At 41.5% G+C, this 15,409-nt stretch carries 15 protein-coding genes; 7 read left to right on the plus strand and 8 right to left on the minus strand.

The features are described 5' to 3' along the window. Positions 1-249: 249 nt before the first annotated feature. The 6 genes from ftsH2 (at position 250) to V7K42_RS23060 (ending at position 7,157) form a co-directional block, all read left to right on the plus strand. A complete protein-coding gene (ftsH2, locus tag V7K42_RS23035; RefSeq protein ID WP_334919613.1) occupies positions 250-2,136 on the plus strand; it encodes an ATP-dependent zinc metalloprotease FtsH2 in 1,887 nt (628 codons plus the stop codon). A gap of 133 nt (positions 2,137-2,269) precedes the next feature. Then, entirely contained in the window at positions 2,270-4,570 is a 2,301-nt protein-coding gene (locus V7K42_RS23040) for a site-2 protease family protein (RefSeq protein WP_334919614.1), read from the plus strand. A 23-nt stretch (positions 4,571-4,593) separates the two neighbouring features. After that, positions 4,594-4,992 (plus strand): ADP-ribosylglycohydrolase family protein, encoded by a 399-nt coding sequence (locus V7K42_RS23045; RefSeq protein ID WP_334919615.1) that lies wholly within the window; start codon positions 4,594-4,596, stop codon positions 4,990-4,992. After that, the gene (locus tag V7K42_RS23050) at positions 4,974-5,852 is read left to right on the plus strand and encodes an ADP-ribosylglycohydrolase family protein (RefSeq protein WP_334919616.1); all 879 of its coding nucleotides are present in this window, start codon (positions 4,974-4,976) and stop codon (positions 5,850-5,852) included. Before V7K42_RS23045 ends, V7K42_RS23050 begins: the two co-directional genes overlap by 19 nt. Positions 5,853-5,916: 64 nt before the next feature. Continuing rightward, a complete protein-coding gene (locus V7K42_RS23055; protein WP_334919617.1) occupies positions 5,917-6,462 on the plus strand; it encodes a hypothetical protein in 546 nt (181 codons plus the stop codon). A gap of 83 nt (positions 6,463-6,545) precedes the next feature. Further along, positions 6,546-7,157, plus strand: coding sequence for a hypothetical protein (locus V7K42_RS23060; RefSeq protein WP_334919618.1), 612 nt, complete (start codon positions 6,546-6,548; stop codon positions 7,155-7,157). Positions 7,158-7,187: 30 nt separating this feature from the next. Here V7K42_RS23060 and V7K42_RS23065 read toward each other — a convergent pair whose 3' ends face one another. Beyond that, on the minus strand, positions 7,188-8,498 hold the full coding sequence (locus V7K42_RS23065; RefSeq protein ID WP_334919619.1) for an aminopeptidase P N-terminal domain-containing protein: 1,311 nt from the start codon (positions 8,496-8,498) through the stop codon (positions 7,188-7,190). 863 nt (positions 8,499-9,361) lie between these two features. Between V7K42_RS23065 and V7K42_RS23070 the strand changes: the two genes are divergently transcribed. Continuing rightward, the gene (locus V7K42_RS23070; protein ID WP_334919620.1) at positions 9,362-10,603 is read left to right on the plus strand and encodes an FG-GAP repeat domain-containing protein; all 1,242 of its coding nucleotides are present in this window, start codon (positions 9,362-9,364) and stop codon (positions 10,601-10,603) included. A gap of 68 nt (positions 10,604-10,671) precedes the next feature. On the opposite strand, the gene V7K42_RS23075 is transcribed toward V7K42_RS23070, so the two are convergent. From V7K42_RS23075 to V7K42_RS23105, 7 genes are all read right to left on the minus strand, one after another. Further along, positions 10,672-11,439 (minus strand): MBL fold metallo-hydrolase, encoded by a 768-nt coding sequence (locus V7K42_RS23075; RefSeq protein WP_334919621.1) that lies wholly within the window; start codon positions 11,437-11,439, stop codon positions 10,672-10,674. Positions 11,440-11,454: 15 nt separating this feature from the next. Beyond that, positions 11,455-12,042 (minus strand): anthranilate synthase component II, encoded by a 588-nt coding sequence (locus V7K42_RS23080; RefSeq protein WP_334919622.1) that lies wholly within the window; start codon positions 12,040-12,042, stop codon positions 11,455-11,457. 236 nt (positions 12,043-12,278) lie between these two features. Further along, positions 12,279-12,734 (minus strand): diacylglycerol kinase family protein, encoded by a 456-nt coding sequence (locus V7K42_RS23085; RefSeq protein WP_334919623.1) that lies wholly within the window; start codon positions 12,732-12,734, stop codon positions 12,279-12,281. A gap of 152 nt (positions 12,735-12,886) precedes the next feature. Then, positions 12,887-13,414: an rRNA maturation RNase YbeY gene (ybeY, locus tag V7K42_RS23090; RefSeq protein ID WP_334919625.1), complete on the minus strand. Its 528-nt coding sequence runs from the start codon at positions 13,412-13,414 to the stop codon at positions 12,887-12,889. 113 nt (positions 13,415-13,527) lie between these two features. Further along, on the minus strand, positions 13,528-13,683 hold the full coding sequence (locus V7K42_RS23095) for a DUF3285 domain-containing protein (protein WP_094329633.1): 156 nt from the start codon (positions 13,681-13,683) through the stop codon (positions 13,528-13,530). Positions 13,684-13,914: 231 nt separating this feature from the next. After that, positions 13,915-15,037, minus strand: a protein-coding gene (gene prfB / locus V7K42_RS23100) for a peptide chain release factor 2 (RefSeq protein WP_334919624.1) whose coding sequence is annotated in 2 segments (ribosomal slippage) — positions 13,915-14,964 and positions 14,966-15,037 — 1,122 coding nt in all. Because the reading frame shifts where the segments join, the coding sequence is not laid out codon by codon here. Positions 15,038-15,163: 126 nt separating this feature from the next. Beyond that, positions 15,164-15,307 carry a hypothetical protein gene (locus tag V7K42_RS23105; protein WP_442938620.1) on the minus strand — a complete coding sequence of 48 codons (144 nt, stop codon included), beginning with the start codon at positions 15,305-15,307 and terminating at the stop codon, positions 15,164-15,166. Positions 15,308-15,409: the final 102 nt, after the last annotated feature.

Raw genomic sequence — 15,409 nt, forward strand, 5'->3', positions numbered from 1 at the left:
TATCCGTGGCTTTGCATCCCGTTGCACTCCCTTTTCTCGTGCAATATTGTATTAAAATTAAGTTAACTTTGATTAAGATTCTTGTTGGCATTGCCATAATGCTCTAATTGCCTTATGGCAGTGCATGTAAGAGATCAAATTAAACAAAATGGAGTTATAGACATCCGTTTAACAGCTTAAAGTGACAGAGTGATTAACATTCGGTTGCTAAGGCTAACGAGTTGTATAGGCATCTAGAGGCAAATTAAGATGAAATTCTCTTGGAAAGTCGTAGTACTCTGGACATTGCCGGCTTTGGTAATTGGCTTTTTCTTCTGGCAGGGGGCTTTTGCAGGCGCTCCTACTGACATGAACAAGAATACAGCCAATACCCGCATGACTTATGGTCGCTTTCTAGAATACTTGGACGGCGATCGCGTCAGCAGTGTGGATCTGTACGAAGGCGGTAGGACAGCTATTATCGAAGCCCGCGATCCAGACATCGAAAATCGCGTCCAAAGGTGGCGGGTAGATTTGCCTGTTAATGCTCCTGAGTTAATTAGCAAGCTCAAAGAAAAAGATATTAGTTTTGATGCTCACCCCATGCGGAATGATGGCGCAATCTGGGGATTATTGGGCAATCTCGTGTTTCCAATTTTATTGATTACCGGACTGTTCTTTTTGTTCCGGCGTTCTAGCAACCTTCCCGGCGGGCCAGGTCAAGCGATGAACTTCGGCAAATCCAAAGCGCGTTTCCAAATGGAAGCGAAAACTGGGGTTAAATTTGACGACGTAGCCGGGATTGAAGAAGCTAAGGAAGAACTACAAGAAGTCGTTACCTTCTTGAAGCAGCCAGAACGATTTACGGCTGTAGGCGCACGGATTCCCAAGGGAGTGCTGTTAGTTGGGCCTCCAGGAACTGGTAAAACTTTACTAGCAAAAGCGATCGCTGGCGAAGCAGGCGTACCTTTCTTCAGTATTTCCGGTTCGGAATTTGTGGAAATGTTCGTTGGTGTGGGTGCATCCCGCGTCCGCGATTTGTTCAAGAAAGCCAAAGACAACGCCCCTTGCATCATCTTCATTGATGAAATCGACGCAGTAGGACGACAACGGGGTGCTGGTATTGGTGGCGGTAACGACGAGAGAGAGCAAACCCTCAACCAATTGCTTACCGAAATGGACGGGTTTGAAGGTAACACAGGCATTATTATTATTGCTGCTACTAACCGTCCCGACGTACTAGACTCAGCTTTGTTACGTCCCGGTCGCTTTGACAGACAAGTAACAGTCGATGCACCCGATATCAAAGGGCGTTTGGAAATCTTACAAGTTCATGCGCGGAACAAGAAATTAGATCCTAGTGTATCTTTGGATGCGATCGCTCGCCGCACTCCTGGATTCACTGGGGCTGATTTAGCTAACTTACTCAACGAAGCGGCAATTTTGACCGCTAGAAGACGCAAAGAAGCGATCGCTCTCCGCGAAATTGATGACGCGGTAGATCGGGTAGTCGCTGGTATGGAAGGCACTCCATTAGTAGATAGCAAGAGTAAGCGCTTAATTGCATACCACGAAATTGGACACGCTTTAGTTGGCACTTTATTAAAAGACCACGATCCAGTGCAGAAAGTCACCTTAATTCCACGGGGACAAGCACAGGGTTTAACTTGGTTTACTCCCAACGAAGAACAGGGATTAATTTCTCGTTCTCAGTTGAAAGCTAGGATTACTGGTGCTTTGGGTGGTCGCGCCGCCGAAGAGGTGATTTTTGGGGCTGCGGAAGTTACAACTGGTGCGGGTGGAGACTTGCAGCAGTTATCAGGAATGGCACGGCAGATGGTGACTCGGTTCGGGATGTCCGACTTAGGGCCACTTTCATTGGAAAGCCAGCAGGGTGAAGTTTTCTTGGGTCGTGACTGGACAACCCGATCTGAATATTCCGAATCCATCGCTTCCCGCATTGATGGACAAGTTAGAGCGATCGTGGAAGAATGCTACGAAAACGCAAAGAAGATTGTCCGCGATCATCGCACTGTCACCGATCGCTTAGTCGATTTGCTCATCGAAAAAGAAACCATTGACGGCGAAGAATTCCGTCAGATTGTGGCTGAGTACGCTGAAGTTCCTGAGAAACAGCAGTACGTACCGCAACTGTAACCACTGTTCTATAAATCACTGAAATGGGTATGGTCAAAAGGCTATACCCATTTTTGTTTTAGGTATTTGCAATCTTAAGTTATTTTATGTAGTGTCAGGGAATACTAAGCATATTTAAAAATTTGATATAGCTATGCAATACCTAATCTACCCGATCGCAATTTACGTTCTACTGATTGTTATTCGCTATCTCATTCTCTTTTTACTACTTTGCAAATCTCAGATTCAATATCCCAAGTACCAGATTACAAAGGCTGATACAGTTCCTATCTATTTAAAAGATTTATTTCAAACTCCCATTAAAGAACTAGAGCAATTCGGCTTTCTTCCATGCAGCTATTTGCAATATCAACCAATCAGCAAAGCCTATGAGCAAACAAATTGGGAACTTCTTTTATATCACAAAGCACTCAAAAGCTATGCCACAGTAGTTATTCGTCGTTTAGCCGAACCTGTCAATTTATTCGATATAGAGTTTTATACCTTTTTTAAGGATAAAACTTTATTGCTGACTGTCAACGGCAAACAGCATGGACTGATAGGTGAGTTTCCCAACACTATTGTTCAGGATGTTTATACCAGCGAAGCATCAGTACAATGGCAGATTCATCAAGATCGTCTTAAAGAATTAACTACCAGCAAAACACCTTGTGGTTTATCACCAGAGTCTTTTGCTCAAGCCCTACAGATACAGATGAGTGGCTATGTTAGTAACTTAGCCAAGACTGGAAAAATATTACCAATCAAGGGAACAGAGTTATTTCAGATACATTGGTTAACAATCGTGCGATCGCTTAACCCGCTGATGCAGGGTAGCAAGAAAGCAGCAAATATCATCAAGCAACGCAGACAACAAGCCAAAACTGATTCCAGCATTTTACAAGAAATCCCTATAGAACTGGAAGTAGAGGGATTTAAACAAATGGAATACACTCAAACCGGTTTAGTGGGTAAAAAATTTCGCATTTGGCTTTTGTTGGGTAGTCTAGGGTTGTTTATGGCCAGTTATACAAGCTTTCTTACTCCACAAAGTGTGGTGATTTTCATCGCTGTACTGTTTTTCCATGAAGGCGGACATTTATTGGCGATGAAACTGTTTGGTTATCGTGATACCTCTGTTTTATTCATACCGTTTTTAGGCGCTTTAGCTACTGCCCGTAAAGATGACGCTACACTCACCCAAAAGTTTTGGATATCTTTAGCAGGGCCATTACCAGGGTTAATTTTGGGGATTGGGTTGGCGATTATTGCACCTTTTGGCAGTGGTTATCCTGATTGGGTACAAAAAACAAGTTGGACGCTGATATTTCTAAACTTGTTCAATCTCCTCCCGATTTATCCTCTAGATGGAGGACAAATTGCTGATTTACTAGTGTTTTCTCGTTTCCCTTACATTGGTGTTTTATTTAAAGTCTTTGGTGTGATTATTTTGGGATTTCTAGGAAAAGGTAGTCCAACAATGTTATTATTTGCGATGTTGATAGCTATAAGTATCCCTAATAGCTTTCGCAGCGCTAAAATTAATCAGAAATTTCAAAAAGAGCTACAACAAAATCCACCCATAGATCGGGATAATATTCTGCATTTCATTTTCAAGTATTTGAAGCAACTTGGATATGGAAACTTGCCTTTCAGTAAAAGATATGCTTTAGTCAAGGGATTGATTCAACAGCAGTACGAATCCCGTAGTAAATGGAAAACTAGAGTTTTTCTATTAGTTATATACTGTATAACATTGTTAGGTGGAATGGTAGGCATTCTGCAAGCTATGGCTCCTAGCTGGGTAAAGTTATTGACTTATTACTCTCAAAATTCTCAGCAAAGAATTGAGCAGATTAGAAAAAATAGACAACAACAAATTGAGCTTACAACTGCTGCTTTACGTACAAACCCCAATGATGTTAATGCTTATATCAAGCGATCGCGGGCGCGTTTGGGACTGCATGATGATAGAGGCGCACTAGCAGATTATGACCAAATTGTGCGCTTAAAACCTCACGATATTGAATCTCGGATGACTCGTGCCAGCTTTCGTAATAGATTAAAAGATTATAAAGGCGCAATTCAAGATTATAACGATATTTTGCGCCTTAACCCCAAAAATGTCAGTGATGTCTATTACCAGCGAGCGCAAGTTCTTAATCATCTGGAAGACTATAAAGGAGCGATCGCTGATTACAACGAAATTATTAAATTGAATGCCAAAGATACCTACGCTTATATCTCTCGTGGATATACTCGTCAAAAACTCCAAGATTACAAAGGTGCGATCGCAGATGCTAACTATGTAATTCAGCTAAATCCTAAAGAGGCAGAAGCATATATATTGCGTAGCGAAATTCGTCGTCATTTGGGAGATAATCAAGGAGCGATCGCAGATGAACAAACTGGAAATACTCTTTTTAAAGCTATGGATGAGGAAGATCCTAGTTGAGAAAAAGCAATTATTAATAATTTATGTCAACAACTAACGATCTTCGCCTGCTTCGCGCTCAATCCTCCCTTGAAGGTTTATCAGTGGGTGATGCTTTTGGAGAACGGTTTTTTCTGCATCCAGATGTGGTGGAAAGTCTGATTGTTAGCCGTGCTATCCCTGCATCACCTTGGTACTACACTGACGATACCCAGATGGCGCTCTCAATTGTGTCTATTCTCCATAAATACGGGGAAATTAACCAAGATTATCTGGCAGAAAGCTTTGCGAAACAATACGACAGTGAACGGGGTTATGGTGCAGCAATGCACAGGCTGTTAACGCAAATACGCAATGGCAAATCTTGGCAGAACTTGGCAAGTAGTCTGTTTAACGGACAAGGTTCTTATGGAATGGAGCAGCGATGCGCGTTGCACCAATAGGGGCGTTCTTTGCCGAAGATTTGGATTTAGTTGTCAAGCAAGCACAAGCCAGCGCCGAAGTAACTCATACCCATCCAGAAGCGATCGCTGGTGCAATTGCCGTAGCAGTTGCTGCTGCTTGGGCGTGGAGACTCAAAGATTCTTTACCTAGCAAAGAAGATTTTCTCAACCTTGTCTTACCTTATGTTCCAGAAAGCGAGGTGAGTGCAAAAATTCATCAGGCTGTGAATTTGTCGGAAAACACATCAGTGCAATCAGCAGCTACTCTCCTGGGAAATGGCACTCAAGTCTCAGCACAAGATACAGTCCCCTTTGCACTATGGTGTGCTGCCCAGTACCTTGACAACTACGAAGAAGCACTGTGGCTAACTGTAAGTGGTTTGGGAGATAGAGATACTACTTGTGCGATCGCGGGTGGTATTGTGGCGCTATCTACAGGTGTGGAAGGTATTCCCACGGCATGGGTGCAAGCACGAGAACCTTTGCCCAAGGGCGATCGAGAAACGATCGCACTCTTCCGTCCTACTGGGCCAAAAGAACTGGCTTTGATTAAAGAAAGTGGCGATCGCGAATTTCCTTCTCGACTACCTGAACAGCCTATTTTCTACCCAGTACTTAATGAAGAATACGCCGCACAAATCGCCCGTAACTGGAATGCGGCAAGTACTGGCACAGGATACATCGGCTATGTAACACGTTTTCAGGTGCGTGCAGAGTTTTTAAGGCGCTACTCCGTAAAAACTGTAGGCGGTTCTATACATCAGGAATATTGGATACCTGTGGAAGATTTACCTGAATTCAACCGTAACATTGTTGATTTGATCGAAGTAATATCAGAATTTCGTCAATCAACAACTTGAAAATCCGAAACTGGCAGCATAGGCGCTGTATACAAAAATATACCCACTTTTATTTGCACAATTTATGAATAATAAAGTTAAATTATTGACTCTTGCTTCCTTAACATTGGCAGTTTCTTTTCTAACTGTCGGCACAGTTGTAGCACAAGCGAAGCTGACAAATAAATCGAAATTGTTCATCAATGGTATCGGAGAGGTAAGAGTTGGGATGACTGTTTCCCAAGCGGCAAAAGCTGCTGGTACTAAGCTAGCGGGAGATTCGCCGAATAACAGTTGCTACTATGTTAAGCCACAAAACGAACCCAAAAATCTTTTGTTTATGGTTACAAAAGGTCGCATTTCTAGAGTAGATGTGCGGCAGAATACCCAAATTACGACCCTTAAAGGTGCAAAAATTGGCGACACCGAAGCGCAAATCAAGTCTCTCTACCCAGGACAAATTAAAGTCACACCTCATAAATACGTCCAAGGCGGACACTACTTGACATTTATCCCGAAAGACCGTTCTAACCAGAACTATCGTGTGGTATTCGAGACTGACGGTAAGCGTGTCACTCAGTTTCGCTCAGGTAAACTACCGGAAGTTGAATTTGTTGAAGGCTGTTCTTGATCTGAGATATCATCAAATTTACTTTCTTAGCGATGCCTACCAAGATGATACTATGCAGTTAAGCGTGATTGAGGGGTGATACATTGCCGTACAGCGCCTTTAATCTTGGCAAAGTAAAAACAGACTTTCAATTAATCTTTGTTGAAAATCAAGATTTATTTACAGATGTGCAGACAGTTTCACCTAGTGAATATCTAAATTTGATTTTTTCTGAGCATCTACCATTGGTGACAGCAATAAATACAGAAAAAGCTCGTTCTGAACTAATTATTATGCCTGTTTTAATTGAAGTGAAACGCTTCTTTAAATACCAAATTAGTATATTTTCTGGTTCAGAGTTTAATGTAGATGCTTCTAAAGGTTTAGAAGGACGCTGTGATTTTATTCTCAGCTGTTCACCAGAACAATATGATATTACTAGTCCTGTCGTGACTATTGTGGAAGCTAAAAATGAGAGTATTAAATCTGGTTTAGGGCAATGCATTGCAACAATGATTGCATCTCAATTATTTAATCAGCAACAAGGAAATATTATCAATGAAATTTATGGTGTAGTCACAACAGGAACAGATTGGAAATTTCTCAAACTTTGTGACAATACCATCTTTATCGATAAGAACGATTACTTTATTAAAGAAATAGACAAAATCTTAGGAATTCTGACAACTACCCTAATGGCTTGTCCTCAATTTTAGTTTGGGGATGGTACGAACCATCCCCATTTTCTATCTTTCCACTTCATGTACTGCCTTGGGAACCCCCGCAGTTAACACTTCATGTCCATCATATGTAACTAACACATCATCCTCAATCCGAATACCAATACCAACCCATCGAGAATCAGTCTCTGGTTGGTCTTCTGCTAGTTTGGTATCTGGCACAATATATAGTCCCGGTTCCACTGTCAAAATTTGACCTGGTTGTAAAATCTGTGGTTTATCTTCACCGTGCTGGTAAACTCCCACATCATGAACATCCAACCCTAACCAATGACTGGTGCGGTGCATATAATATGGCTTATATTTCTCTTCTTCAATTAACTTATCAATTTCACCTTTGAGGATGCCAAGTTCAACTAAACCTTCGGTGATAACACGCACTGCTGTATCGTGAACTAATTTAAAGGGATTACCTGGTTTTACTTGAGCGATCGCTTGTTTTTGCGCTTCTAGTACAATCTCATACAGTGTCTTTTGCTCTGACGTAAATTTACCCCCCACAGGAAATGTCCTGGTAATATCTGAGTTGTAATAACCGTAAGCACACCCAGCATCAATTAGCAGTAATTCTCCATCCTGCATTTGACGATTATTTTCAATGTAGTGGAGTACGCAAGCATTCACTCCAGAAGCCACAATCGAAGGATAAGCTGGCCCCATTCCACCCCTGACTCGAAAGATGCGTTCCATCTCCGCTTGAATTTCATACTCATAACGTCCAGGAGCAGCGATTTCTTGGGCGTAATTGTGTGCTTCGACTGCGATCGCCACGGCTTGACGCATTAACCCCAATTCTGCTTCACTTTTAATCAATCTCATGCTGTTGAGGACAGGGCCAGTATCTTCAATAGCGATCGGCCCAGTACCGCGTTTAGGATAAGTCCGCAGTAAACTTTGGTAATGTGCAAGGATTTGGTCGTTGAAAGTGCGATCGCGTCCTAAGTGATAGTAAATACGGCTGGCTTTTTCCAAATACTGCGGCAATTTTTCATCTAACTCGCTAATGGGGTACGCTTCATCAGCACCATACATTTCCTTGGCTGCATCTATCCCAGAAAGATAACCAGTCCATACTTCTTTTTCGCGATCCTTCGGTTGGACAAACAGCACAAACCGATGTTCTGAGTGATGCGGCGTTAACACTGCTACCGCCTCTGGTTCGTTAAAACCAGTCAGGTAGAAAAAATCACTTTCTTGGCGATAAACATACTCGACATCGTTGTGCATCACTGCCATTGGCGCACTGCGAAAAATAGCTGTGCCATCACCAATTTTTGCCATTAACTGCTCACGACGCTGCCGATATTCTACTTGCATAACTAAATGTATGTATTAATGTATTGTGTTATTTTACACTCTAGGCAACCGACGACTGCACAGTCTGTGCTTCTGGATAGTTGCTAATCTAAGTTATTCTAACCAATATTTGTTTCTACTTAAATCATAAATCATTGAAAAATAATTAATTATCTTGAAAAACTCAGATTTTCTAAGTTTTAAATAACTCAAAAATATTGTTGCCATCAAATACTTTAGGATATTCAGAAAAAAATTAATTTTTTACTTGTTTATCTTATTTAAATTATGGTAATTCATAAATTAAAAAACACACTGTCAAAACTATGTCTACTCAACCCACAACAAAAAAAGCGATCGTTTACGTAACCAATAGATAGTTAGTATCTATATTGTTAGTATGACTACTTAAGTATATTTAAATATCACAAAACATAGATATCAGAGATGGAATATCTACAAATCATCATATATGACTTTGTTGGATTTAAGGGAATTATTTAGATAAAGTGTTTAATATTTTAGTCTCAATATGCTTACAGCGCTTCCGGCTATTATGCAATACAGTTTTTCTCCTTGCCCTTTCCTATCAAAGCTTTCAGATTTGGGAATGTACCTCATAGCTGCCGTAAGTGCTGTATTAGAAATAAAACTAGATTTATATGTACATAAAATACAGCGAAACATTTTTTAATTGTTTATGTAAGACGGGGTAACTTATTAGCATGTTTAAAACAAACATTTATTTATCTTAAAAGACTGACATTTAGAAAAAATAAATGGTTATAAATAAATATTGAGAAATTAGTAAATGTTATTTCGTTACAGAAAAGTATTTCCAAAAAAAGTTAAAAGAATATGACAACCAATCATAAAAATACACCATGCCTGCAAATACAAATTCCTCACCCTTATCTTTAAATACATCTGGATGGGCATCAGACTCTTTCAAAAAATCAGAAATCTTGACATCTTCTTTTGAGAATTTAAATTATGATTTGGGATTGGGGGGTAAGAGTTCCTCGTATGCACTACAAGATGAACCAGCTTCCCAGCCTGTCAAAACGTCATCAAATCCCAATCCTAATCCTTACATAACCAGTGCAGCCATTACTCCTGATTTCAACGGTGATGGCAAAACAGATAAAGTTTGGGTCGATTCTACAACCGGTGAGATTATCATTCGGTTGATGGATGGCACAAAAGTTCTTGAACAGGGTTCTCTGGGTCAATACGATCTATCGGCCTATGATTACAAAATTGCTGACTTTAACGGTGATGGCAAAACCGACTTCTTATTACGGAATAAGACAACCGGTGAGAATAGCATTGTGCTGATGGATGGAACCAAAGTTGCGACTGCGGCTGCTCTCACTAGCGTTGACCCAGCTTGGACTCCTCAGATTGGGGATTTTAACGGCGATCGCAAAACCGATATCTTCTGGCATAATGCTACAACTGGTGAGAACGCCATTTGGGAGATGGATGGCACCACAGTTCTGAGTGCAACTGTTTTAGATAAAACAGACCCAGCACTAACTCCTAGCATTGTTGATTTCGATGGCAACGGCAAGAGTGACATCTTCTGGCGCAATCAGACAACTGGCGATAACACCGCTTGGTTTATGGATGGTACGCAAAAGACTGACTTTGCCCTCCAATCACAAGACGCAGCCTGGACTGCTAGCTTTGGTGATTTCAACGGCGACTATAAGACCGACATTCTGTGGAGAAACGCTCAAACTGGTGAGAACAAGGTTTGGACAATGAATGGTATCTTAGTCACAGAAGGGGCTTTAGGAACACTTGACTCATCCTGGACTTCCAAAATTGGTGATTTCAACGGTGATGGTAAGACTGATATCTTCTGGCACAATGGCACAACTGGTGCAAATACTGCTTGGTTGATGGATGGTACAACAGTTGCTACTGAAGCTTTCTTACCAACTAATAACGCGGCCTTGACACCATCCCTTGGTGACTTCAATGGCGATGGTAAAACCGATATCTACTGGCGCGATCAGACAGCAGGTTCAGATAATATTTGGACTATAGATGGCACAACAGCCGTTGAGAATCCCATCGGTGACGCAGATAAGCTTGGTGGACAGTGGTATACGTTCTAAAAGTTAGAAGTAGGAGTTAAGAGTTAGGAGTTAGGAGTTCTTTCTCCTGCTCCCTCGTCTCCTAACAATTAAAACTTGTAAGTCAAAACCTGAATTTCCTTATTTTCTGGCAATTTACCAGGGCTAATGGAAATACTATCTCCACTGCTACGCCGGACTGGCGTACCTTGCATTAAGGTTAAAAAATCATCAAGTGGTGAAATATCGCACTTAGCAGCATCAGCCGCCTGTGTCCGATAATGGGTTGGAATCACCAGCTTGGGATTTAATACTTGAATAGCCTGCTTTGCTTCCTGAGCATTGTAGGCTTTTGCACTGCCTCCCACTGGAACAAATGCCACATCGGGCCGTCCCATCAAGATTTTTTGCTCAATGGAAATGGGTGCAGCAGCTCCGCCTAAATGTAGGATATTAATTCCGGCTTGCTTCCAACTCCAAGCAGTATTTAAACCAAATTGCTTACCACCTTTGCGATCGTGGTCTATAGCAATTCCTTGGAACTTAATACCTTTAAACTCGTAAACTCCCGGTTCGTAGATGAGTTTTGCATTTCCTGGCAGTACATCTACAGCACCTTCATCCAGCAGTTGACTGCTAATTAGTACCAAATCTGCTGCAACTTTTGGTGGACGATACTTAGCAGTACAGCCGACCGACCGAAATGGATTGACAAGGATTTTCGCACCGCCACCAGTAAAAAGAAAGCAAGTATGACCCAACCACTGAACTGATAAACTGCTAGATTGTGCGTCAGCTTGAGATTCAGAACTCAAGGTAGTAAGGAAAGCTGTGGCCAACCCCGCCCCAGCATAGCCCATCAACTGTCGTCGTTTCATTAATTATGCTCTTGACTATAACTGTTCCAGAAAATTTCGCAATAACTGTTTTCCTGAAGATGTCAGGACACTCTCTGGGTGAAACTGCACGCCCTGAATGTGAGGATAGTTTCGGTGTCGCACTCCCATAATAGTGTTATCTTCAACCCAAGCGGTGATTTCTAACACATCTGGGCAAGTCTCACGTTCGATTACCAAACTATGATACCTAGTAGCGATTAGAGGATTTTCTAATCCCCGGAAAACCCCCACCCCAGTGTGAGACACCTCAGAGGTTTTGCCATGCATCAACTCTGGAGCAGAAATTATTTTACCACCGAATACTTGACCAATGCTTTGATGTCCTAAACAGACACCCAAAATTGGCAATTCTTGTCCTAGCTGTTTAATCAATTCTAGGGAAATACCGGCATCTTCTGGGCGACCTGGCCCAGGAGAAATAACCACGGCTTCCGGTTTTAATGCCCGAATCTCATCTATCGATATCTTGTCATTACGAAAAACTTTAATATCATCTGCTACTGAGAATTCTGCTGCCAATTCTCCCAGATACTGCACCAAATTATATGTAAAACTGTCGTAATTGTCGATAACTATAATCAAAGCTCATCACTCCTGGTTTTTAGCACTTATCAGATTACTCGTGCTATTTGTTCGCTAGGTCTAAAAATAATGCCGATGTAGACGTATAAATATGAAGCGGCTACTCTACGACCAGCCACTTCTCAAACTTTGAATTGCTTATAGTGTCTTCTCCAAAGTAGATTGGGTAGAGTGCGATTTCTCTTACCAAGTCACTTGGGATGCCTACAGTTTTTGCTAGCCGACGCAAATCATATTTACAAAGTCAATATAATTAACTTTACCAAAGGAGGGAGCAATAGCGTACCAGCTACCAGCACCGCTACCAAGGCAGAGACAAGAACTGCACCAGCTGCACAATCTTTAGCAATTTTTGCCAATTCATGGTATGTCTGCTTAACGGTTAAGTCTACAAGAGACTCGATCGCTGTATTTAGTAACTCTAGTGCCAAAACTAAACCACTAGTTATACCAATTACCGCTATTTCCACGGCTTGCAGATGCAAAAAAACGCTTAAACTGATAGCCATTGCACAAACACTTATGTGGATGCGAAAATTTCGTTGAGTCCGAAAACTATAGCTGATTCCAGCCCAGGCATATTTAAAACTAACAAATAAATTAGAGGCTACTTTCCAGGAAAATTCCCGTTCGTTAGACACCAGTGGTTGAAAAGAGGTAGGCGTTGGTGATGGAGAAATTTTTGGGGACATAGACTTAAAAAATACAAAAATAGAGTTGCTACAGTGGGAATATTCGCCGATCTTAATGGCAGAATTAACTTTGAGGCAATCTTTAAGCAATTTTCCACAGAAGTATTATAAAAGTATTACCCCAAATTAACATTAAGGAGACATAACTACTGCTATTCTATGTCAATAGCAATACCTATTGCATTCAGCAATTTTACTTGCTGTTTTAACATTCGCCCCAAACTCTCCTCATCAGGATGATCCCAGCCTAATAGGTGTAATAAACCGTGAGTAGCTAACCAGGCTAGCTCAGTTGATAAGCTATGTTCCATCTGTTGAGCTTGACGCTGTGCTGTATCTACAGACACGATAATATCACCTAAGTATAATGGCACAGAAGCAAGCATTTCTTTATTTTGCGGAAAATCCACTTCTAAAGCAGCAAAAGCTAAAACGTCTGTGGGCTTATTTTGTTGACGATACTGGGCATTCAGTTCTTGAATTTGCGAGTCATCTGTCAAACGCAGCCCAATTTCATAACTTGGCGCTGGCGGAATTTGAGAGTGAAGTATTTTCAACCACTGATTAAACCAATTTTCCCAAGTTTCAGGAGGAATTCGGGTATCGGTGTCCGTAATTTTGACAGATTTTGTCGAGGAGAAATCGTAAAAAGAATCCTCCACATATAATTCAACGCTCAGGGGCACATAGTCTCCTTGTCTGTCGCTAAGACTGTCCTTTGTCATTGGTCATCTGTCCTTTGAAGTATAAATGACTAATGACTAATGACAACCCTCACCAGTTGCGTAATAGCTTAGTGAGTTAAGTAAGCAAGACCAACAAGGAGAGCTAAAAGCCCTACGGCAGTCAACCCAAAATGCTTTAGGGAAGTTGCACCCTTCCGCACCATGTTTCGCATGGCGAGTTTTACGTAGCTGGGTTGAGGTTCTGTTGAAGGTGAGTTGCTCATAGTTATTTGTCTACAGACTCTTTTATAACTGTAACAGTTGGTCTGAGATAGAATGGCGATCGCTTGCATATTGCTAAGGAATTTCTCAGAAAACGCCCCAATAAGATGAAATGCTATGCGATGTCTAGGACGAGCTACGCCTGCACACTAATCTGAAAACACTAAAAAAATTATTTCCAAGTGCTAAGTAATGTTAAGAATCATTACTTAGCACTTGGAAATAATTTTGATTTATGCAACAGTGCCTTCTACTAATTTATTCTCTTGGCGCAGATAAGCTTGAATGAATGTATCAAGTTCGCCATTCATTACATCGACAATAGCCGTTGTTTCTGTATTTGTACGTAAATCCTTCACCATCTGGTAAGGATGAAATACATAGTTACGGATTTGGTTTCCCCAGGAGGCTTCCACCATATCGCCACGAATTTCGGCAATTTCTTGGGCGCGTTGTTCCTTGGCGATGACCAAAAGCTTTGCTTTGAGGCGATTTAGGGCTTTCTCTTTATTTTGCAGCTGCGATCGCTCTTCTGTACAGCGCACCGCAAGACCAGTGGGAAGGTGAACAATCCGTACCGCAGTTTCTACTTTGTTAACGTTTTGCCCACCTTTACCACCAGATCGAGTTGTGCTAATATCCAAATCCTTATCTGGAATATCTAATTGCACAGAGTTATCAATCTGCGGCATCACTTCCACGCCTGCAAAACTAGTTTGTCGCTTGCCGTTGGCATTAAAAGGTGAAATCCGCACTAAGCGATGTGTACCCATTTCCGAGCGCAAGTAACCATAAGCATAGCGACCAGTAATTTCCAGGGTTGCCGATTTAATTCCGGCTTCATCACCCTCCGACTCTTCAGCTAAAGTTACCTTATAGCCATGAGCTTCGCCCCAACGGGTGTACATCCGCATCAGCATAAATGCCCAGTCTTGAGCATCTGTACCACCAGCGCCAGCACTAATCGTCAATACAGCACCTTCAGCATCATAGGGGCCAGAAAGTAACTGTTGTAACTCCCACTGGTCAAGGTCACGATTCAGTTTAGTGATGGTAGATTCGGCTTCTTGGAGTAGTGCCTCATCGGTTTCTAACTCCAACAACTCAACAACAGCCTTAGTATCTTCCAGATTGGCGTGCCAGCGATCGTATTGTTCGAGGTGGGCTTTCAGGTCGTTGAGTTCTTGTAGAGTTTGTTGGGCTTGGGTTTGGTCATTCCAAAATTCTGGCTGCGCTGATATCTTTTCGAGGTCTTGAATTTTTGCTGTCAGTGCAGGTACGTCAAAGATAGTCCTGGGTTTTACCCAGGCGGCTAGACAACGTTTCTATTTCACGTTTGAGTTCTAAAACTTCCATAGTGCTTGTTGAATGATAGATAGAGCGCTTTGGATTGGGAAATTGCTCCTTATTCTACTGACATTTATTAATTTTAGCTTTAGTTGGGCAATTTCACTTTGCACCACTTGTATTAAGTTACAAAAATTACTTGAAATTATCAAGCGCTTCTTTGTCCTCTGAAGTAGTGTGATTTAGCTGTTGCAGATAGGCTTTGATAAACAAATCGATTTTACCGTTCAAAACCTCAGTCGCAGCAGGTGTTTCTACATTGGTACGTAAATCTTTCACCTTGGTGTAATACCAATTTAATATGAAGCTGCATAGAAAAGGGCTTCTAAAATAAAGTTATAAGAGGAAACAGAAATTACCTGCTCAAATGTAAGTTGCTCG

The sequence above is a fragment of the Nostoc sp. genome, from assembly GCF_036917455.1.
Taxonomy (GTDB): Bacteria; Cyanobacteriota; Cyanobacteriia; order Cyanobacteriales; family Nostocaceae; genus Nostoc.